General features: G+C 69.2%; 26 protein-coding genes and 3 pseudogenes. 27 read left to right on the plus strand and 2 right to left on the minus strand.

The genetic code is table 11. From position 1 onward, the window contains the following. Positions 1-49 precede the first annotated feature (49 nt). From VNF07_05050 to VNF07_05080, 7 genes are all read left to right on the plus strand, one after another. A complete protein-coding gene (locus VNF07_05050) occupies positions 50-1,129 on the plus strand; it encodes an ABC transporter substrate-binding protein (protein ID HVB05599.1) in 1,080 nt (359 codons plus the stop codon). A gap of 143 nt (positions 1,130-1,272) precedes the next feature. Beyond that, positions 1,273-1,644 (plus strand): 30S ribosomal protein S12, encoded by a 372-nt coding sequence (gene rpsL, locus VNF07_05055; GenBank protein HVB05600.1) that lies wholly within the window; start codon positions 1,273-1,275, stop codon positions 1,642-1,644. Continuing rightward, positions 1,644-2,114, plus strand: coding sequence for a 30S ribosomal protein S7 (gene rpsG, locus VNF07_05060; protein HVB05601.1), 471 nt, complete (start codon positions 1,644-1,646; stop codon positions 2,112-2,114). Before rpsL ends, rpsG begins: the two co-directional genes overlap by 1 nt. A gap of 102 nt (positions 2,115-2,216) precedes the next feature. Then, positions 2,217-4,310 (plus strand): elongation factor G, encoded by a 2,094-nt coding sequence (fusA, locus tag VNF07_05065; protein HVB05602.1) that lies wholly within the window; start codon positions 2,217-2,219, stop codon positions 4,308-4,310. A 115-nt stretch (positions 4,311-4,425) separates the two neighbouring features. Then, entirely contained in the window at positions 4,426-5,613 is a 1,188-nt protein-coding gene (gene tuf / locus VNF07_05070) for an elongation factor Tu (GenBank protein HVB05603.1), read from the plus strand. 2 nt (positions 5,614-5,615) lie between these two features. Beyond that, positions 5,616-5,933, plus strand: a complete 318-nt coding sequence (rpsJ, locus tag VNF07_05075; protein ID HVB05604.1) for a 30S ribosomal protein S10 — start codon at positions 5,616-5,618, stop codon at positions 5,931-5,933. 135 nt (positions 5,934-6,068) lie between these two features. Beyond that, positions 6,069-6,488 (plus strand): hypothetical protein, encoded by a 420-nt coding sequence (locus VNF07_05080; protein ID HVB05605.1) that lies wholly within the window; start codon positions 6,069-6,071, stop codon positions 6,486-6,488. 10 nt (positions 6,489-6,498) lie between these two features. Here VNF07_05080 and VNF07_05085 read toward each other — a convergent pair whose 3' ends face one another. Both VNF07_05085 and VNF07_05090 read right to left on the minus strand, forming a co-directional pair. Further along, positions 6,499-6,924 carry a PIN domain-containing protein gene (locus VNF07_05085; GenBank protein HVB05606.1) on the minus strand — a complete coding sequence of 142 codons (426 nt, stop codon included), beginning with the start codon at positions 6,922-6,924 and terminating at the stop codon, positions 6,499-6,501. Beyond that, positions 6,908-7,144 (minus strand): AbrB/MazE/SpoVT family DNA-binding domain-containing protein, encoded by a 237-nt coding sequence (locus tag VNF07_05090; GenBank protein ID HVB05607.1) that lies wholly within the window; start codon positions 7,142-7,144, stop codon positions 6,908-6,910. Before VNF07_05090 ends, VNF07_05085 begins: the two co-directional genes overlap by 17 nt. A gap of 411 nt (positions 7,145-7,555) precedes the next feature. Here VNF07_05090 and rplC point away from each other — a divergent pair, with 411 nt between their 5' ends. The 20 genes and pseudogenes from rplC (at position 7,556) to rplO (ending at position 17,244) form a co-directional block, all read left to right on the plus strand. Continuing rightward, on the plus strand, positions 7,556-8,200 hold the full coding sequence (gene rplC, locus VNF07_05095) for a 50S ribosomal protein L3 (GenBank protein HVB05608.1): 645 nt from the start codon (positions 7,556-7,558) through the stop codon (positions 8,198-8,200). Beyond that, positions 8,197-9,084, plus strand: a complete 888-nt coding sequence (gene rplD / locus VNF07_05100) for a 50S ribosomal protein L4 (GenBank protein ID HVB05609.1) — start codon at positions 8,197-8,199, stop codon at positions 9,082-9,084. The genes rplC and rplD overlap by 4 nt, the downstream gene beginning before the upstream one ends. Then, the gene (gene rplW / locus VNF07_05105; protein HVB05610.1) at positions 9,081-9,368 is read left to right on the plus strand and encodes a 50S ribosomal protein L23; all 288 of its coding nucleotides are present in this window, start codon (positions 9,081-9,083) and stop codon (positions 9,366-9,368) included. The genes rplD and rplW overlap by 4 nt, the downstream gene beginning before the upstream one ends. Positions 9,369-9,379: 11 nt before the next feature. Further along, complete coding sequence (gene rplB, locus VNF07_05110) at positions 9,380-10,216, plus strand: 50S ribosomal protein L2 (GenBank protein ID HVB05611.1); 837 nt, start codon at positions 9,380-9,382, stop codon at positions 10,214-10,216. A gap of 16 nt (positions 10,217-10,232) precedes the next feature. Further along, the gene (gene rpsS, locus VNF07_05115) at positions 10,233-10,511 is read left to right on the plus strand and encodes a 30S ribosomal protein S19 (protein HVB05612.1); all 279 of its coding nucleotides are present in this window, start codon (positions 10,233-10,235) and stop codon (positions 10,509-10,511) included. Position 10,512: 1 nt separating this feature from the next. Next, a pseudogene (gene rplV / locus VNF07_05120) lies at positions 10,513-10,851 on the plus strand (50S ribosomal protein L22). Positions 10,852-11,273: 422 nt separating this feature from the next. Beyond that, positions 11,274-11,900, plus strand: a pseudogene (rpsC, locus tag VNF07_05125) (30S ribosomal protein S3). Positions 11,901-12,220: 320 nt separating this feature from the next. Then, positions 12,221-12,652 carry a 50S ribosomal protein L16 gene (rplP, locus tag VNF07_05130; GenBank protein ID HVB05613.1) on the plus strand — a complete coding sequence of 144 codons (432 nt, stop codon included), beginning with the start codon at positions 12,221-12,223 and terminating at the stop codon, positions 12,650-12,652. Positions 12,653-12,654: 2 nt separating this feature from the next. Further along, the gene (gene rpmC, locus VNF07_05135; protein HVB05614.1) at positions 12,655-12,879 is read left to right on the plus strand and encodes a 50S ribosomal protein L29; all 225 of its coding nucleotides are present in this window, start codon (positions 12,655-12,657) and stop codon (positions 12,877-12,879) included. Next, positions 12,879-13,160 (plus strand): 30S ribosomal protein S17, encoded by a 282-nt coding sequence (rpsQ, locus tag VNF07_05140; protein HVB05615.1) that lies wholly within the window; start codon positions 12,879-12,881, stop codon positions 13,158-13,160. Before rpmC ends, rpsQ begins: the two co-directional genes overlap by 1 nt. Next, on the plus strand, positions 13,157-13,525 hold the full coding sequence (gene rplN, locus VNF07_05145; GenBank protein ID HVB05616.1) for a 50S ribosomal protein L14: 369 nt from the start codon (positions 13,157-13,159) through the stop codon (positions 13,523-13,525). Before rpsQ ends, rplN begins: the two co-directional genes overlap by 4 nt. Further along, the gene (gene rplX / locus VNF07_05150; protein HVB05617.1) at positions 13,525-13,830 is read left to right on the plus strand and encodes a 50S ribosomal protein L24; all 306 of its coding nucleotides are present in this window, start codon (positions 13,525-13,527) and stop codon (positions 13,828-13,830) included. The genes rplN and rplX overlap by 1 nt, the downstream gene beginning before the upstream one ends. Before the next feature lie 32 nt (positions 13,831-13,862). Then, positions 13,863-14,402, plus strand: coding sequence for a 50S ribosomal protein L5 (rplE, locus tag VNF07_05155; GenBank protein ID HVB05618.1), 540 nt, complete (start codon positions 13,863-13,865; stop codon positions 14,400-14,402). Between the two features lie 2 nt (positions 14,403-14,404). After that, positions 14,405-14,590, plus strand: a complete 186-nt coding sequence (locus tag VNF07_05160; protein HVB05619.1) for a type Z 30S ribosomal protein S14 — start codon at positions 14,405-14,407, stop codon at positions 14,588-14,590. 13 nt (positions 14,591-14,603) lie between these two features. Then, positions 14,604-15,008: a 30S ribosomal protein S8 gene (gene rpsH, locus VNF07_05165; protein HVB05620.1), complete on the plus strand. Its 405-nt coding sequence runs from the start codon at positions 14,604-14,606 to the stop codon at positions 15,006-15,008. A 27-nt stretch (positions 15,009-15,035) separates the two neighbouring features. Further along, positions 15,036-15,581 carry a 50S ribosomal protein L6 gene (rplF, locus tag VNF07_05170; GenBank protein HVB05621.1) on the plus strand — a complete coding sequence of 182 codons (546 nt, stop codon included), beginning with the start codon at positions 15,036-15,038 and terminating at the stop codon, positions 15,579-15,581. Next, positions 15,581-15,943: a 50S ribosomal protein L18 gene (gene rplR, locus VNF07_05175; protein HVB05622.1), complete on the plus strand. Its 363-nt coding sequence runs from the start codon at positions 15,581-15,583 to the stop codon at positions 15,941-15,943. Before rplF ends, rplR begins: the two co-directional genes overlap by 1 nt. Continuing rightward, positions 15,943-16,485 (plus strand): 30S ribosomal protein S5, encoded by a 543-nt coding sequence (gene rpsE, locus VNF07_05180; protein ID HVB05623.1) that lies wholly within the window; start codon positions 15,943-15,945, stop codon positions 16,483-16,485. The genes rplR and rpsE overlap by 1 nt, the downstream gene beginning before the upstream one ends. A gap of 1 nt (position 16,486) precedes the next feature. Continuing rightward, positions 16,487-16,672, plus strand: a pseudogene (rpmD, locus tag VNF07_05185) (50S ribosomal protein L30). Between the two features lie 83 nt (positions 16,673-16,755). Continuing rightward, on the plus strand, positions 16,756-17,244 hold the full coding sequence (gene rplO, locus VNF07_05190) for a 50S ribosomal protein L15 (GenBank protein HVB05624.1): 489 nt from the start codon (positions 16,756-16,758) through the stop codon (positions 17,242-17,244). The last annotated feature ends 6 nt before the right edge of the window (positions 17,245-17,250 follow it).

Consider the following 17,250-nt stretch of genomic DNA (forward strand, 5'->3'; position numbering starts at 1 on the left):
GCAGCGTCGCGCCTTCAGCCGCCGCTCCCGTCCGACCGAAAGGCAAAAGATGCGGTTCCTCAGACCCAGCGCTGCGCTCACCGCACTCCTCACCGTCGCCGGCCTCGTGACGGCCTGCGGGGCGTCGGCCAGCCCGGCACGCCGCGCCCCCGCGGCAGTGAGCGCCGCGGAGTGCGCCGCGAACCGCGCCGCGGGGACGATCACCTTCGTCTCGCCCTTCGAGTTCGACGCCTCGGCGGGGATCCTCGACGTCTACGCCGCACAGCACCTCGGCTACTTCACCGCGCTCTGCCTGCGCGTCGCCTTCAACCCCAACCTCACCTTCGCCTCGCCCTACCCGCTCGTCTCCTCGGGCGCCGCCACCGTGACGGGCGAGGGGAGCGCAGCCGACGTCCTCCTCCAGGCGTCGAACGGCGTCGGCTTCACCGCGGTCGCCACCTACGGGGACACCTCGGACTACGCGCTCCTCACCCGCGCCGGCATCTCCAAGCTCACCCAGCTCGCGGGGAAGAACCTCGGCTACCACACGACGCTGCCGGTGGTGATCACCGAGATGCTGCAGAAGGCGGGGGTCGACCCCGCGAAGGTGCACGAGGTGAACGACACCTCGTTCGATCCGACGGTGCTCGTGCACGGCCCCTACCAGGCGCTGCAGGCCTACCAGTCGAACGAGCCGTTCACCCTCGACGCGGCGGGAGACGCCAAGGACTTCAGGACCTGGACCCCTGCCGAGCTCGGGGTGCGCGGCACCTTCAACGTGCAGGTCGTGAACAGCCGCTTCCTGCGGGCCCACCGCCAGGCGGTCGCCGACTTCCTGCGCGCCGAGTTCCACGCCTTCGACTACTGCGCCGCGCACGCGCCGGCCTGTGTCGGCTACGTCGCCGCCGCGGCCGGCAAAAGCTACGACCGCGCGCACGCGCTGAAGGAGTGGAACTACGAGGTCGCGCTGAGCGAGCAGCACACCCTCTCCGGCCAGGGCGTGGGGGTGCAGAGCGCCGCGGAGTGGACGCCGGAGCTGCAGGCGCTCGTGGCGAACAAGCTCGTGAAGAAGGCGCCTTCCCTCGCGAGCGCGATGGACGCCTCGCTCGCCGCCTCGCTCTACCGCGGAACACAGCTCATCTGGCCCTGAGCTGCGGGTTCGGGCCGCGTCGCGGCGGCCGGAGCGCCTCCGGTTGCCGGTAACCTTGCTGGACCGTTACTATTTCCACTCCGCGTCCCGCGGCCCTGCCGCGACGCGCCACCATCTGTGAAGGTCCTGAGAAGAGGTTTCGCGTGCCCACCATCGCTCAGCTCGTCCGGAAGGGCCGGTCGACAAAGCGTTCGAAGTCCAAGACGCCGGCGCTGCGAGGCGCCCCGCAGCGTCGCGGCGTCTGCACGCGCGTCTACACCACGACCCCGAAGAAGCCGAACTCGGCGCTGCGCAAGGTGGCACGCGTGCGACTGACGAGCGGCATCGAGGTCACCGCCTACATCCCCGGCGTCGGCCACAACCTCCAGGAGCACTCGATCGTGCTCGTGCGCGGCGGCCGGGTGAAGGACCTCCCGGGCGTCCGCTACAAGATCGTCCGCGGCAGCCTCGACACGTCGGGGGTGCGCGACCGCGCCCAGGCCCGCAGCCGCTACGGCGCGAAGAAGGAGTCCTAATGCCCCGCAAAGGCCCCGCAGAGCGCCGCGAGCTGCTGCCCGACCCGGTCCACCGCTCGGTCCTCGTCACCCAGCTGATCAACAAGATCCTCTCGCGCGGCAAGCGCAGCCTCGCCGAGCGCGTCGTCTACGACGCCCTCGAGGTGGTGGGGGAGAAGACCGGCGGCGACGCGATCGCGACGCTGAAGCGGGCACTCGACAACACCCGCCCCGAGCTCGAGGTGAAGTCGCGCCGCGTCGGTGGCGCCACCTACCAGGTCCCGATCGAGGTACGGCCGCGGCGCGCGACCACCCTCTCGATCCGCTGGCTCGTCGCCTACGCGCGTGAGCGCCGCGAGCGCACGATGGCGCTCCGCCTCGCGAACGAGATCCTCGACGCCGCGAACGGCCTCGGTGCCGCGGTGAAGCGCAAAGAGGACCTGCACAAGATGGCGGAGTCCAACAAGGCTTTCGCCCACTACCGCTGGTAGTCGGCTCCTCCCACCACCAGAACTTTCTCGCCTTCCGGCGCGCCTGTAGCGCGCCCGGTGGGTATCCACTTTTTCGAGACGCACGAGCAGGAAACTAGAGACATGGCCGCCACTTTCAAACGGGAGTTCCCCCTCGCCAAGACCCGAAACATCGGGATCATGGCGCACATCGACGCCGGAAAGACCACGACGACCGAGCGGATCCTCTTCTACACCGGCCGCAACTACAAGATCGGCGAGGTGCACGAGGGTGCCGCGACCATGGACTGGATGGTCCAGGAGCAAGAGCGCGGCATCACCATCACCTCCGCGGCGACGACCTGCCGCTGGCGGGACTGCTGGATCAACCTCATCGACACCCCCGGCCACGTCGACTTCACGATCGAGGTCGAACGCTCACTGCGCGTCCTCGACGGTGCGGTCGCCGTCTTCGACGCGGTCGCCGGCGTGGAGCCGCAGACCGAGACGGTGTGGCGGCAGGCGAACAAGTACGACGTCCCCCGCTTCTGCTTCGTCAACAAGATGGACCGGATGGGCGCCAATTTCGAGCGCACCGTCGAGATGATCAAGGACCGCCTCGACGCGACGCCGGCGGTGATCCACCTGCCGATCGGCTCCGAGGCGGAGTTCCGGGGGATCGTCGACGTCGTCCGCATGCAGGCGCTCGTCTGGCCGGAGGACGGCCTCGGCGAGGTCTTCACCGTCGAGGCGATCCCCGAGGCGCTCGTGAAGAGCGCCGAGGAGGCCCGTCACGAGCTCGTCGACGTGCTCAGCCACTTCGACGACAACATCCTCGGGAAGTTCGTCGGCGAAGAGGAGATCACCGCCGACGACCTGCAGCACGCGTTGCGCGTCGGGACGATCGGCAACCACGTGGTCCCGGTGCTGTGCGGCTCGGCCTTCAAGAACAAGGGCGTGCAGCCCCTCCTCGACGCGGTCGTCGACTACCTCCCCTCGCCGCTCGACATCCCCGCCGCGCCGGGGATCAGCCCGAAGGGCGAGGAGATCTTCCGCGACGCCACCGACGAAGAGTCCTTCTCCGCGCTCGCCTTCAAGATCCAGAGCGACCCCTACGTCGGCAAGCTCACCTACGTGCGCGTCTACTCCGGGACCCTCGAGAAGGGCTCCGCGGTCTTCAACTCGACCAAGGACAAGCGCGAGCGCATCGGCCGCATCCTGCAGATGCACGCCAACCACCGCGAGGACAAGGACGTCGTCTTCGCCGGCGATATCATCGCCGTCGTCGGCCTGAAGGCGACGACCACCGGTGACACGCTCTGCGACCCGGCGCACCCGATCGTCCTCGAGGCGCTCGAGTTCCCCGAGCCGGTGATCCACGTCGCCGTCGAGCCGAAGACCAAGGCCGACCAGGACAAGCTCGGCAAGGCCCTCTTCTCGCTCTCCGAGGAGGACCCGACCTTCCGCGTCCGCACCGACGAGGAGACCGGACAGACGGTCATCTCCGGGATGGGCGAACTGCACCTCGAGGTGCTCGTCGACCGGATGCTGCGCGAGTTCAGCGTCGACGCGAACGTCGGAAAGCCCCAGGTCGCCTACCGCGAGACGGTGCGCAACAAGGTCGAGAAGGTGGAGGAGCGCTTCATCCGCCAGACCGGCGGCCACGGCCAGTACGGCCACGTGGTGATCACCCTCGAGCCGACGGGCCCCGGCGGCGGCTACGAGTTCGTCGACAAGATCACCGGTGGCGCGATCCCGAAGGAGTACATCCCGGCGGTCGACGCGGGCATCCGCGAGGCGACCGAGTCGGGCGTCCTCGCCGGCTATCCGATGGTCGACATGCGCGTCACGCTCACCTACGGCTCCTACCACGACGTCGACTCCTCGGAGATGGCCTTCAAGATCGCCGGCTCGATGGCCTTCAAGAAGGCCGCCCGGCAGGCGCACCCGGTCCTCCTCGAGCCGATCATGGCGGTCGAGGTCGTGACGCCCGAGGACTACATGGGTGACGTGATCGGCGACCTCTCGGCGCGGCGCGGCCGCATCGAGGGCATGGAGCAGCGGGGCTCGAGCCACGTGATCCGCGCCCTGGTTCCCCTCTCGGACATGTTCGGCTACGCTACTGACCTGCGCTCGCGCACCCAGGGTCGGGCGACCTACACGATGCAGTTCAACTCCTACCAGGAGGTCTCCGAGTCGATCGCCCGGGAGATCATCGCCCGGGCGACGGGGGAATGACCGCCTCCTAGGATTGACGGGTCGGCTCCGAACGAGCCCCCGAGCACGTTTTCCAGACAACCACACACCGGTCGGGCCACGGGGGCCCACCCTGAGCAACGGAGCTGCCGCACCAATGGCAAAGCAGAAGTTCGAGCGCACGAAGCCGCACGTCAACGTCGGGACGATGGGCCACATCGACCATGGCAAGACGACGCTGACGGCCGCGATCACGAAGGTCCTCCACGACCACAACCCGACCGTCGCCTTCACCGCGTTCGACCAGATCGACAAGGCCCCCGAAGAGAAGGCCCGTGGGATCACGATCTCGATCGCCCACGTCGAGTACGAGACCGACAAGCGCCACTACGCGCACGTCGACATGCCGGGCCACGCCGACTACATCAAGAACATGATCACCGGCGCCGCCCAGGTCGACGGCGCGATCCTCGTCGTCTCCGCCGCCGACGGCCCGATGCCCCAGACCCGTGAGCACGTGCTGCTCGCCCGCCAGGTCGGCGTCCCGTCGATCGTCGTCGCCCGCAACAAGGCCGACATGGTCGACGACGAGGAGCTCCTCGACCTCGTCGAGCTCGAGGTGCGCGAGCTGCTGAACGAGTACGAGTTCCCCGGCGACGACACTCCCGTGGTGCGAGTCTCCGCGCTGAAGGCCCTCGAGGGCGACGCGGACGCCGCCGCCGGGATCATGCAGCTGATGGACGCGGTCGACTCCTTCATCCCCGAGCCCGTCCGCGACATCGACCGTCCCTTCCTCATGTCGGTCGAGGACGTGATGACGATCACCGGCCGTGGCACGGTCGTCACCGGCCGCATCGAGCAGGGGCAGGTGAAGGTCGGTGAGGAGGTCGAGATCGTCGGCCTGCGCACCACCCAGAAGACCGTGGTCACCGGCGTCGAGATGTTCCGCAAGCTCCTCGACTCCGGCCAGGCGGGCGACAACGTCGGCATCCTCCTCCGTGGCACGAAGAAGGAGGAGGTCGAGCGGGGTCAGGTGCTCTGCAAGCCGGGCTCGATCACCCCTCACACCAACTTCGACGCCAACGTCTACATCCTCACCAAGGAGGAGGGCGGCCGTCACAAGCCGTTCTTCACCAACTACCGCCCGCAGTTCTACTTCCGCACCACCGACGTCACCGGCACGATCAGCCTCCCCGAGGGGACCGAGATGATCATGCCGGGCGACAACACCGAGATGACGGTCGAGCTGCAGAAGCCGATCGCCATGGATGAGGGCCTTCGCTTCGCGATCCGGGAGGGCGGCCGTACGGTCGGCGCCGGTCGTGTTGTGAAGATCCTCAAGTAGTCATGGCGGGCCAGCGGATCAGGATCCGACTGAAGGCGTACGACCACGAGATCGTCGACCAGTCGACGAAGAAGATCGTGGAGACGGTGCTGCGCACCCAGGCCAAGGTCCGTGGACCGGTGCCGCTCCCGACGGAGAAGCACCGCTACACGGTGATCCGCTCGCCCCACAAGTACAAGGACAGCCGCGAGCATTTCGAGATGCGCATCCACAAGCGCCTCGTCGACATCGTGGAGCACACCCCGAAGACGGTCGACTCGCTCCAACGCCTCGACCTCCCCGCCGGTGTCGACATCGAGATCAAGATACAGACCGCCTAACGCTGAGAGTGGTTGGTGACCACGATGAGTGGTCACCAACCACTGAATCATCGACCGCTTCGCCGGTCGGTACACGAACCCGAAGACGGCCCACCAGTACCGGGCCGAGCTTCGGGTTTTTTTCGCGTTTGCGGGGTGGGACGCCCTCGGGCGCTCACGGGCGCGATGGTCAACCAGTGGGTCGCGACGGCGCGAGCGAACAACACCCGACGCAACCGCCTCGCGCGCATCTGCACCTTCCTGCGCTGGTGCGTGCGCCAGGGGGAGGCCGACCCCGCGCTCGTCGAGGAGCTGCAGAGCCGGGAGAACCCACTGCGGGCGACCCCGCCCCTGTACGGGAAGCCACAGGGCAAGTACCCGGCGCGCTGGCTCACCTACGACGAGGTCTACGGCAGTCTCCTCGGGGTCTGCGACGACTCCGACGTCGACCTTCGGGACGCGGTCCTGCTCCGTCTCGGGCTCGCGGGGATGCTGCGGGTTGCCGAAAATCGGCGGGCTCAGCGTCGGCTTGCTCGCTCGCGGGGGTCAGCGCTTCCGAACGTTCCTGATTCGTGAGTAGCTACCTCTAGATTACGAGTTCGACCTCGACCCCGAGGCGACGGTAGGTGCTCTCCGCTCGGAGGTCCCGGCTGGCCAATACGACTTGATGTTCCAGTGCTGCGAGCGCAATCCAGCCGTCGTAGGTGGCTCCACCGGCGATGCCTGCGGTGGCGAAGAGCTCAACCGCGTTGGCAAGCAGGTGAGGGGATGGGGGTAGGGGCTCCGAAAAATTCGACTTCAGCAGCCTCACGGCGTCGCCTGGCAAGAGCCGAGCAGCTCCGGGGAGCCGAGTGAGCACGGCGTAGGTTTCGATCCAGGCGTGACCAGCGATTGATAGCCGACGTCCTGCTCGCCACTCGGTCGATCGCTGATGCGCTTCATGATTGCGAAGCAAAAGCGGCAGGGCCAGGCTGGTGTCGACCGAGAGCGACGGATCAGCGACGGCCGGCATCGATCAATGCAAAGACATCGTCGTCACTTATGGGCCGGTCTCCCTCTGCGACGAGGTAGCCGCCCTCGTGTACGAGCTTCGCTGTGCGGCTGTGGGGGATGAGGGTCAGACCCGCGCCGTAGGACGAGATGTCCACCGTTGTTCCCGGTTCCAGCCCCAGCGCGTCCCGCAGTGGTTTCGGGACGACGATTCGGCCCGCGGAATCGATTGTCGTTTCCATGGCATCAATCTACCATCGAGATGCCAATCCCGCCGCAGGCCACAGCCCCATAAGAGGGATCCGTGCAACGACGGGACAGGAGAACCTTGAACCAAGATCCAGACCGCCTGACCGCGGCGCCGCTGGCGCGATCGGCAGGAAAGCGGGGCCGCTGCGGCGGCCCCGCGCTGCGCTTACGGGCCGAGAAGGCCCCTGCGCAGGCTTCCGTACGAGGTGGTAAGGTCTTTCGCCCGCTGGTACGTGGCGAGCCAACAGACGTCCGGGCGTGCCCCAAGCTCTTGGGGGACCACCCGGCAAGTGAATGAGGCGCCTCGCGCGAGTTTCGCAGCGAGGCGCTGCCATGCGTATGGAGATGATGCACCGTCCGCACGCGGCGGCGCGGGTGGCGACAGGGACGAGAGAGACGGACAGATGGCAACCAAAGCGATCGTCGGCGAGAAGGTCGGCATGACGCAGGTGTTCGACGACGAGCACCGGGCCATTCCTGTCACGGTGCTGCGCGTCGAGCCGGTCCGTGTCGTGCAGGTGAAGACCAAGGAGAAGGAGGGCTACGAGGCCCTCCAGGTGACCTACGGCGTGCGCGCTGAGCACGCCCTCACCAAGCCTGAGTCGGGCCACTTCAAGAAGAACTCCGTGAGCCCTGGCAAGCGCCTCGTCGAGCTGCGCCTCGACGACACCTCCGGTTACGAGATCGGCCAGGAGATCGACGCCGGCATCCTCGCCGCCGGCGAGAAGGTCGACGTCACCGCGATCTCCAGGGGCAAGGGCTTCGCGGGCGGCATGGAGCGCCACAACTTCAAAGGCCAGGGCGCCTCGCACGGCAACCACAAGCACCACCGTGCGCCGGGCTCGATCGGCGCCTGCGCCACGCCGGCGCGTGTCTTCAAGGGCACGAAGATGGCCGGTCACCTCGGCCACGAGAAGGTGACGACCCTCAACTTGGAGGTCGTCGCAGCCGATGCCGACCGCTCGCTCGTCCTCGTGAAGGGTGCCGTCCCCGGCCCCCGCGGTGCCCTCGTGCTGATCCGCAACGCGGTGAAGGGAGGCGGTCGATGACCGCGACGACGACGGAGCTTGCCGCGCCGGTCCTCGAGCGCCGCTCGATGTCGGGCGAGGTCCTCGGCTCGGTGCAGCTCGACCCCACGATCTTCGGTGTGGCGGTGAACGTTCCCCTCCTCCACCAGGTGATCACCGCCCAGCTCGCGAACCGCCGCTCCGGCACCCAGAGCACCAAGACGCGGGCCGAGGTCGCCGGCGGCTCCTCCAAGCCCTTCCGCCAGAAGGGCACGGGCAACGCCCGTCAGGGCTCGATCCGCGCCCCGCACTACTCCGGTGGTGGCGTCGCGCACGGACCGAAGCCCCGCAGCTACGCCCAGCGCACCCCGAAGAAGATGGTGCAGGCCGCGCTGCGCTGCGCCCTCTCGGACCGTGCCCGTGCCGGCGAGCTCCGCCTCGTCGACGCACTGACCTTCGAGAGCCCGAAGACCAAGGACGCGATCGCGACGCTCGCCGCGCTCGAGTGCGAGGGTCGCGTGTTGGTCGTGCTCGCGAAGGGCGAGGACAGCGCGCTGCGCTCCTTTCGCAACCTCTCGTACGTCGTGACGCTCCCGACCGACCAGCTGACCGCCTACGACGTGCTCGGTGCCGACGTCGTGGTCTTCACCGACGACACCATCCCCGGCGAGAACACGCCGCTCGAGACCAAGCCCGCCCGCGCCCGGCGCACCCCGGCCCCGAAGGCCGATGCCGCCGAGCCCGAGACCGCAGCCGATGTCGAGGCCGGCGAGGTCGAGGCCGCCGGCGAGGTCGAGACCGAAACCCCCGTGAAGGCCGCCGCCCCGGCGAAGGCCCCCAAGGCCAGCGCCACGCCGGCGCCCGGGGCCGAAGCGCCGGCGGCTGAGGTGGCCGAGGCCGGGATGAACGAGGAGGACGCGAAGTGAGCGACCGCACCGTGCTGCTGCGCCCCGTGATCTCGGAGAAGTCCTACGGGCTGATGGACGGGGGCGCCTACGTCTTCGTCGTCGACCCCCGCGCCTCCAAGTTGCAGATCCGCCAGGCGGTCGAAGAGGCCTTCTCCGTGCGGGTCGCCTCGGTCAACACCTTGAACCGCAAGGGCAAGCGCAAGCGCAACCGCAAGCGCGCGACCTTCGGCACCCGCCCGGACACCAAGCGAGCGATCGTCCGCCTTGCCGGCGACGACCGCATCGAGCTGTTCGAGAGCTAGGAGCGAAGACGATGGCAGTGCGCAAGCGCAAGCCGACCAGCCCCGGTCGGCGTTTCCAGTCGGTCTCCGACTTCTCCGAGATCACCAAGAGCCGCCCCGAGCGCACGCTCGTCGTGCCGCTGCCCTCCTCGGGTGGGCGCAACAGCTACGGCCGCAAGACCGCCCGCCACCGCGGCGGCGGCCACAAGCGGCAGTACCGGATCGTCGACTTCTGGCGGAACAAGGATGGCGTCCCCGCCAAGGTCGCGGCGATCGAGTACGACCCGAACCGCAACGCGCGAATCGCCCTGCTGCACTACTTCGACGGCGAGAAGCGCTACATCCTCGCCCCCCGCAACGTCGTGGTCGGTGACGTGCTGCAGTCGGGCCAGGGCGCCGAGATCCGCCCCGGCAACGCGCTGCCGATGCGCTACATCCCCGTCGGCTCGGTCGTGCACAACGTCGAGCTGAAGCCGGGCGGCGGCGGCAAGATCGCGCGCGGCGCGGGGATGAGCGTCCAGCTCGTCGCCAAGGAAGGCTCCTTCGCCACCCTCCGCCTCCCTTCGACCGAGATGCGCCGGGTGCCGATCGACTGCCGGGCGACCCTCGGCGAGGTCGGCAACGCCGAGGCCGAGCTGCTCTCGATCGGCAAGGCCGGCCGCAACCGCTGGAAGGGCGTCCGCCCTCAGAGCCGCGGTGTGGCGATGAACCCCGTCGACCACCCGCTCGGTGGCGGCGAGGGCAAGACCTCGGGTGGTCGCCACCCGGTCTCGCCCTGGGGCAAGCCGGAAGGACGCACGCGCCCGCGTCGCAAGTCCTCCGATTCGATGATCATCCGCCGTCGCCGCAGCCGCGGCGCCAGGCGCTGAGGCAACCGAGGATCCCATGCCGAGGAGCTTGAAGAAGGGCCCGTTCGTCGACGACCACCTGTTGAAGAAGGTCGACGACCTGAACGAGAAGAACGAGAAGCGGGTCATCCGCACCTGGTCGCGGCGCTCGACGATCATCCCCGACATGGTCGGGCACACGATCGCCGTGCACGACGGGCGCAAGCACGTGCCCGTCTACATCACCGAGTCGATGGTCGGTCACAAGCTCGGCGAGTTCGCGCCGACGCGCACCTTCCGTTACCACGCAGGCCAAGAGCGGGCGGCGAGGCGCTGAGATGACCGTGAAGACCAACGAGCGCCCCGGCACCCGCGCCGTGCTGCGCCACAGCCACATGTCGAGCACCAAGGCGCGCGAGGTCCTCGACCTCATCCGCGGCCTCGACTACGTCTCGGCGGCCCAGACCCTCGAGTACACCGAGCGCGCCGCGAGCGTGCCGATCGCGAAGCTGCTGCGCTCGTGCGCGGCGAACGCCGAGCACAACGAGGGCCTCGACCCGACCGAGCTCTACGTGGCCACCTGCTACGCCGACGAGGGCGAGACGATGAAGCGCTGGCGGCCACGGGCACGCGGGCGCGCGACGCGCATCCGCAAGCGCACCTGCCACGTGACGATCATCCTCGCCCGCATGCCCGACGACCGCCTCGCCCGTCGCCGGGCGCGCGTCGCCGCCGACCTCGCCGACCGCCGCGCACGGCGCGTCGCCGGGACCCGCCGCCGCGACGAGCAGGTCGCAGCCGCCGCCGAGGTGGAGGGCCTCGAGGAGCTCGAGACGAGCGTGACCGACGAGGCCGTCGCCGAGGCGATCGAGGCCTCCCCGGAGACGACCGTCGCCGAGATCGAGGAGACGGTCACGAGCGAGGAGAGCGTCCCCGCAGAGGACGCGACCGCAGAAGCCGAGAGCGCAGCACCCGAGGCCGAGGCGACCGCCGACGCCGGGGAGGCTGCAGCCGGGGAAGACGCAGCAAAGGCCGGGGAGGACTCCCCGGCCGTGGAGGAGGGCGCCACCGACGCCGCCTCCGAGGAGGGAGAAGGCTGATGGGCCAGAAGGTAAACCCCTACGGGTTCCGCCTCGGCGTCACGACGGACTGGAAGTCGCGCTGGTTCGACGACCGCACCTACCAGGACACCGTGATCGAGGACTGGAAGATCCGCGACTATCTGATGTCCCAGCTCGAGGCGGCCGCGGTGAGTCGTATCGAGATCGAGCGCACCCGTGACCGGTTGCGCGTCGACGTGCACACGGCACGTCCGGGCATCGTCATCGGCCGCCGCGGCCAGGAGGCCGACCGCCTCCGCCGCTACCTGGGCCGGCTCACGCACAACGCGAACATCCAGCTGAACATCCAGGAGATCAAGCAGCCCGAGCTCGACGCGGCGCTCATCGCGCAGGGCATCGCGGACCAGCTGGCGCGGCGCATCAGCTTCCGCCGGGCGATGAAGCGGGCGATCCAGACGGTGCAAAAGGCCGGCGGCCTCGGCGTGCGCGTCCAGTGCTCGGGCCGTCTCGGCGGCTCGGAGATGTCGCGGCGCGAGTCCTACCGCGAGGGGCGGGTACCGCTGCACACGCTGCGCGCCGACATCGACTACGGCTTTCGCGAGGCCCGCACCTCGACGGGGCGCGTCGGCGTGAAGGTCTGGATCTACAAGGGCGACATCCTCCCCTACAAGACCACCGCCGACGACAAGATCACCCGCGAGGCAGCGATGGCGGTCGGCGAGACCTCCGGCCAGAGCGCGCCGCGCCGCATCGTCTCGGCCGGTGGCGGCCGCCGCCGTCCCGAGCTCGGCGAGCCCGGCACGACGCCCGCGGCGACCGACGAGACGGCGACCGAGAGCGACGAGGTCGTCGCACCCGAGGCCGAGGCTCCGGCACCGCCTCCCGACGACGCCCTTGAGCGCCTGCTGGCCGAGGAAGAAGAGATCGAGCGCCGCACCCGTGAGCAGCACCACGAGACCCCGCACTTCCGTAAGGAGGTGGACTGATGTTGATGCCAAAGAAGGTCAAGTACCGCAAGCAGCAGCGCGGCCGGCTGACCGGCACCGCGAAGGGCGGCCAGACGGTCGACTTCGGCGACTTCGGGATCCAGGCCCTCGAGCCGGCGTGGATCACCGCCCGCCAGATCGAGGCGGCCCGTATCGCGATGACCCGCCACGTCCGTCGTGGTGGGAAGGTGTGGATCCGGATCTTCCCGGACAAGCCCGTCACCCAGAAGCCCGCCGAGACCCGCATGGGCTCGGGCAAGGGCAACCCCGAGCACTGGGTCGCCGTCGTGCGCCCCGGGCGGATCCTCTTCGAGCTCGCGGGCGTCGACGAGGCGCTCGCCCACTCCGCGCTCGAGCGCGCGATCCAGAAGCTCCCGATGAAGGCACGCGTCGTCTCCCGTCTGGGCGTCGGCCAAGAGGTCGAGGCGTAACGATGACCAAGGCGACCGAACTCCGAGAACTGTCGAGCGACGAGCTCGCAGACCACCTCGAGGAGTCGAAGAAGGAACTGTTCAATCTGCGTTTCCAGCTCGCGACGGGCCGGCTCGACAACGTGACCCGGATCCAGACCGTCCGCCGGGAGATCGCGCGCTTGCGCACGCTGCTCGGCGAGCGCGACCGAGCGGTAACCGCCGGTGCATCCGGCAAGGAGGCGTGATGGCCGAGGCCGAAGCGACCGAGAACGGTCGCGAGAACCGCCGCAAGGTCCGTGAGGGCCTGGTGGTCTCCTCCGCGATGGAGAAGACCGCGGTCGTCGCCGTCGTCGAGCGTGTCCGTCACGCCCGGTACTCGAAGACGGTGCAGCGAACCAAGCGCATCTACGTGCACGACGAGGAGAACGCGCTCGCGGTCGGCGACCGCGTGCGCGTCGCCGAGACGCGCCCGCTCTCGCGCCTCAAGCACTGGCGCCTCGTCGAGGTCCTGGAGCGTGCCCGATGATCCAGCAGGAGTCCCGTCTCCGGGTCGCCGACAACTCCGGTGCCAAAGAGGTCCTCTGCATCAAGGTGCTCGGCGGCAGCCGTCGCCGCTACGCGCGCATCGGCGACGTCTTCATCGCGACGGTGAAGGACGCCGTGCCCGGCGCCGCGGTGAAGAAGGGCGACGTCGTGCGCTGCGTCGTCGTGCGCGCGAAGAAGGAGAAGCGCCGTCCCGACGGCAGCTACATCCGCTTCGACGAGAACGCCGCGGTGCTCATCAACGAGCAGCTGCAGCCACGTGGCACGCGCATCTTCGGCCCCGTCGGCCGCGAGCTGCGCGACAAGCGCTTCATGCGCATCGTCTCACTCGCACCGGAGGTGATCTGATGCGGATCAAGAAGGGCGACCGAGTGCAGGTCCTCTCGGGCAAGAACCGCGGCAAGACCGGCGAGGTGATCCGTGCGCTCCCCAAGGAGCAGAAGGTCCTCGTCGCCGGCGTGAACATCGCCAAGCGCCACACGCGCCCGGCGCGCGCCACGATGCAGGGCGGGATCATCGACAAGGACATCCCGCTCCCCGTGGCCGCGGTGGCGATCCTCTGCTCCAAGGACGGCCCGACGCGGGTCCGCTACGAGTTGGGCAAGGACGGCAAGAAGCAGCGCGTCTGCGCGAAGTGCGGGGGGGCGCTGTGAGCCCGGCAACGGCACAGGTCGAGCGCCCGCGGCTGCGGGTCCGCTACGACAACGAGGTCCGCGCGCAGCTGCAGGCCGACCTCGGCCTGCAGAACGTGATGGAGGTCCCCCGCTTCTCCAAGATCGTGGTGAACATCGGGGTCGGCCGCGCCACCCAGCAGCAGAGCCTGCTCGACGGTGCGGTGCGCGACCTCGAGCGCATCACCGGCCAGAAGCCGGTCGTCACCCGCGCCCGCCGCTCGATCGCGACCTTCAAGCTCCGCGAGGGCAACCCGATCGGCACGATGGTGACGCTCCGCTCGGACCGCATGTGGGAGTTCTTCGACCGCCTCGTGAGCGTCGCGATCCCCCGCATCCGCGACTTCCGGGGCCTCTCGCCGCGCAGCTTCGACGGGCGCGGCAATTACACCTTCGGGGTCACCGAGCAGCTGATCTTCCCGGAGATCGACTACGACAACGTCGACTCCACCCGGGGCATGGACATCACGATCGTGACGACCGCCCGTACCGACGCCGAAGGAAAGGCCCTGCTCGACGCCTTCGGCTTTCCGTTCCGACGCGAGGTGCAGTAACTGTGGCGAAGAAAGCCCTTGTCCAAAAGCAGCAGCGCAAGCCGAAGTTCAAGGTGCGCGCCTACACGCGCTGCCGCCGCTGCGGCCGGCCGAAGGCCGTCTTCCGTCAGTTTGGCCTGTGCCGCATCTGCCTGCGCGAGCTCGTGCACGCCGGGGAGATCCCCGGCGTGACCAAGGCCAGCTGGTGAGGAGGGTCAGCCGATGACGATGACCGACCCGATCGCGGACATGCTCACCCGCATCCGCAACGCCAACACGGCGATGCACGACTCGGTGAAGATGCCCTCCTCGAAGCTCAAGACCGCGCTCGCCACGATCCTTGAGCGCGAGGGCTACATCAGCAGCTTCGAGACCTCGACCGAAGCGGCGCGTGCCGGATCGGTGCTCGAGATCCAGATGAAGTACACCGCCGAGCGGGCGCGTGCGATCGCCGGGCTGAAGCGGGTGTCGACGCCGGGGCTGCGCGTCTACGCGCCCGCCGACCGGCTGCCGCGCGTCCTCGGCGGCATGGGCGTCGCCGTGCTGTCGACGAGCGAGGGGCTGATGACCGACCGCGAGGCGCGCAAGCGCAAGGTCGGGGGAGAGGTGCTCTGCTATGTCTGGTGAGCTGAGCTCGCCGAGGGGGTGGCGCTGATGTCGCGCATCGGCCGCAACCCGATCACCGTCCCCGCCGGCGTCGACGTGAACTTCGACGCCGAGCAGATCACGGTGAAGGGGCCGAAGGGCGAGCTCGCGCGCCGCGTCCCGGCGCCGATCACCCTGCGCCGCGACGACGAGACCACGAACCTCGTCGTCGAGCGCCCCGACGACGAGCGGGTGAGCCGCGCCCTGCACGGCCTCACCCGGACGCTCGTCCAGAACATGGTGACCGGGGTCACCGAGGGCTTCGCGAAGGAGCTCGAGATCGTCGGCGTCGGCTACCGCGCGAACGCGCGCAGCGACCGTCAGCTCGAGCTCGCGCTCGGCTTCTCGCACCCCGTCGTCTTCGACGCCCCCGAGGGGATCACCTTCGAGGTCCCGGTCCCGACGCGCGTCACCGTGCGCGGGATCGACAAGGAGAAGGTCGGCCAGGTGGCTGCGGACATCCGCAAGCTCCGCAAGCCCGAGCCCTACAAGGGCAAGGGCGTGCGCTACCTCGGCGAGGTCGTCCGGCGCAAGGCCGGAAAGGCAGGCAAGTGATGAGTCAGGCCGCGAAGCTCGACAGGCTGCGTCAGCGCCGCCACGACCGTGTCCGCAAGAAGGTGCACGGCACGCCGGAGCGCCCCCGTCTCGCCGTCTTCCGCTCGAACCGCCACATCGTCGCCCAGGTGATCGACGACGAGGCGGGCAGGACGATCGCCGCCGCCTCCACCGTCGAGGCGGCGCTGCGCTCGAGCTCAGGCGGCAACGTCGACGCGGCGCGCGAGGTGGGCAAGCTCATCGCGACGCGCGCCAAGGACAAGGGTGTGCAACAGGTGGTCTTCGACCGTGGGAGCTCCCGCTACCACGGCAGAGTCGCAGCGCTTGCCGAGGCGGCGCGCGGCGAGGGATTGGAGTTCTAGTGCCCGACAACCAGTTCGAGGAACGGACGATCAAGGTCAACCGCGTCGCCAAGGTGGTGAAGGGCGGCCGCCGCTTCTCCTTCACCGCGCTGATGGTGATCGGGGACGGCCACGGGCGTGTCGGCCTCGGCTACGGCAAGGCCAAGGAGGCCGGACTGGCCGTGCAGAAGGGCATCGAAGAGGCGAAGAAGAACCTCTTCGAGGTGCCCCTCGCGGGTTCGACGATCACCCACCCGATCATCGGCAAGGCGGGCGCCGGGCGGATCCTGCTGAAGCCCGCCGCGCCCGGCACCGGCGTCATCGCCGGCGGCGCGGCGCGCGCCATCCTCGAGATGGCCGGCGTGCACGACATCATCGCCAAGTCCCTCGGCACGTCGAACTCGATCAACGTCGCGCACGCGACCATCTCCGGCCTGCGCCACCTCGTGCGCCCCGACGAGGTGGCGCGCCTGCGCGGCCTGCCCGAGGAGCACGTCGCCCCGGCCGGGGTGCTGCGCGCCTACAACGAGCGGCGGCGCGTCACGGCCGTCGAGGCGGGTTGAGATGGCTGACGACGCCCGCACCCTGAAGGTGACCCAGATCCGCTCCGGGATCGGCACCAAGCCGAAGCACCGCGCCACGCTGCGCGCCCTCGGGCTGCGCCGCATCGGCCACGAGAACCTGCTGCCCGACCGCCCGGAGATCCGTGGCATGCTGGCTCGCGTACCCCACCTGGTGTCGGTCGAAGAAGTTGCCGGCGCAGAGAAGGCGCCGGCCAAGCGTTCGGCCCGGGCCGCGAAGCCGAAAGCCGACGTTGACGAAGTGAGCGCCTGATGAGACTCCATGACCTTGCGCCCGCCCCCGGCTCGAGCCGCGACCGTCGCCGCGTCGGGCGCGGCATCGCCGGCAAGGGCGGCAAGACCGCCGGCCGTGGCACCAAGGGCCAGCACGCTCGCAACACGGTGAAGCCGGGCTTCGAGGGCGGCCAGCTCCCGCTCACCCAGCGCGTCCCGAAGCTGCGCGGCTTCGCCAACCCGTTCCGCGTCGAGTACAACGTCGTCAACCTCGACATCCTCGAGGCCCTCGAAGACACCGAGATCACACCCGAGTCGCTGCGCGCCGCGGGGATCGTGCACCACAAGGGCATGGTGAAGGTGCTCGGTGGCGGCGAGATCCACCGCAAGCTCGCCGTCTCGGCGCACGCCTTCTCGGCCTCCGCCCGCCGCGGCATCGAAGCCGCTGGTGGGACGGTGACGGTCGTGCCGTCCGTCTACGGCGACCGTCGCCCGCCAGTGCGGGGCAACGCGCTGGCCAACCGGTAGGTTGGC

This window comes from Acidimicrobiales bacterium, assembly GCA_035533595.1.
Classification (GTDB): Bacteria; Actinomycetota; Acidimicrobiia; order Acidimicrobiales; family Bog-793; genus DATLTN01.

What these genes read in the sequence shown, in the direction of transcription:
- rplF (HVB05621.1), top strand. Translation starts at nt 15,036, where the DNA reads ATGTCGCGCATCGGCCGCAACCCGATCACCGTCCCCGCCGGCGTCGAC.
- rplR (HVB05622.1), top strand. Translation starts at nt 15,581, where the DNA reads ATGAGTCAGGCCGCGAAGCTCGACAGGCTGCGTCAGCGCCGCCACGAC.
- rplB (HVB05611.1), top strand. Translation starts at nt 9,380, where the DNA reads ATGGCAGTGCGCAAGCGCAAGCCGACCAGCCCCGGTCGGCGTTTCCAG.
- VNF07_05090 (HVB05607.1), bottom strand. Translation starts at nt 7,144, where the DNA reads ATGGAAACGACAATCGATTCCGCGGGCCGAATCGTCGTCCCGAAACCA.
- rpmC (HVB05614.1), top strand. Translation starts at nt 12,655, where the DNA reads ATGACCAAGGCGACCGAACTCCGAGAACTGTCGAGCGACGAGCTCGCA.
- rpsH (HVB05620.1), top strand. Translation starts at nt 14,604, where the DNA reads ATGACGATGACCGACCCGATCGCGGACATGCTCACCCGCATCCGCAAC.
- rplC (HVB05608.1), top strand. Translation starts at nt 7,556, where the DNA reads ATGGCAACCAAAGCGATCGTCGGCGAGAAGGTCGGCATGACGCAGGTG.
- rplO (HVB05624.1), top strand. Translation starts at nt 16,756, where the DNA reads ATGAGACTCCATGACCTTGCGCCCGCCCCCGGCTCGAGCCGCGACCGT.
- rpsQ (HVB05615.1), top strand. Translation starts at nt 12,879, where the DNA reads ATGGCCGAGGCCGAAGCGACCGAGAACGGTCGCGAGAACCGCCGCAAG.
- rpsS (HVB05612.1), top strand. Translation starts at nt 10,233, where the DNA reads ATGCCGAGGAGCTTGAAGAAGGGCCCGTTCGTCGACGACCACCTGTTG.
- VNF07_05085 (HVB05606.1), bottom strand. Translation starts at nt 6,924, where the DNA reads ATGCCGGCCGTCGCTGATCCGTCGCTCTCGGTCGACACCAGCCTGGCC.
- rpsJ (HVB05604.1), top strand. Translation starts at nt 5,616, where the DNA reads ATGGCGGGCCAGCGGATCAGGATCCGACTGAAGGCGTACGACCACGAG.
- rplN (HVB05616.1), top strand. Translation starts at nt 13,157, where the DNA reads ATGATCCAGCAGGAGTCCCGTCTCCGGGTCGCCGACAACTCCGGTGCC.
- rplD (HVB05609.1), top strand. Translation starts at nt 8,197, where the DNA reads ATGACCGCGACGACGACGGAGCTTGCCGCGCCGGTCCTCGAGCGCCGC.
- tuf (HVB05603.1), top strand. Translation starts at nt 4,426, where the DNA reads ATGGCAAAGCAGAAGTTCGAGCGCACGAAGCCGCACGTCAACGTCGGG.
- fusA (HVB05602.1), top strand. Translation starts at nt 2,217, where the DNA reads ATGGCCGCCACTTTCAAACGGGAGTTCCCCCTCGCCAAGACCCGAAAC.
- rplX (HVB05617.1), top strand. Translation starts at nt 13,525, where the DNA reads ATGCGGATCAAGAAGGGCGACCGAGTGCAGGTCCTCTCGGGCAAGAAC.
- rpsG (HVB05601.1), top strand. Translation starts at nt 1,644, where the DNA reads ATGCCCCGCAAAGGCCCCGCAGAGCGCCGCGAGCTGCTGCCCGACCCG.
- VNF07_05050 (HVB05599.1), top strand. Translation starts at nt 50, where the DNA reads ATGCGGTTCCTCAGACCCAGCGCTGCGCTCACCGCACTCCTCACCGTC.
- rplP (HVB05613.1), top strand. Translation starts at nt 12,221, where the DNA reads ATGTTGATGCCAAAGAAGGTCAAGTACCGCAAGCAGCAGCGCGGCCGG.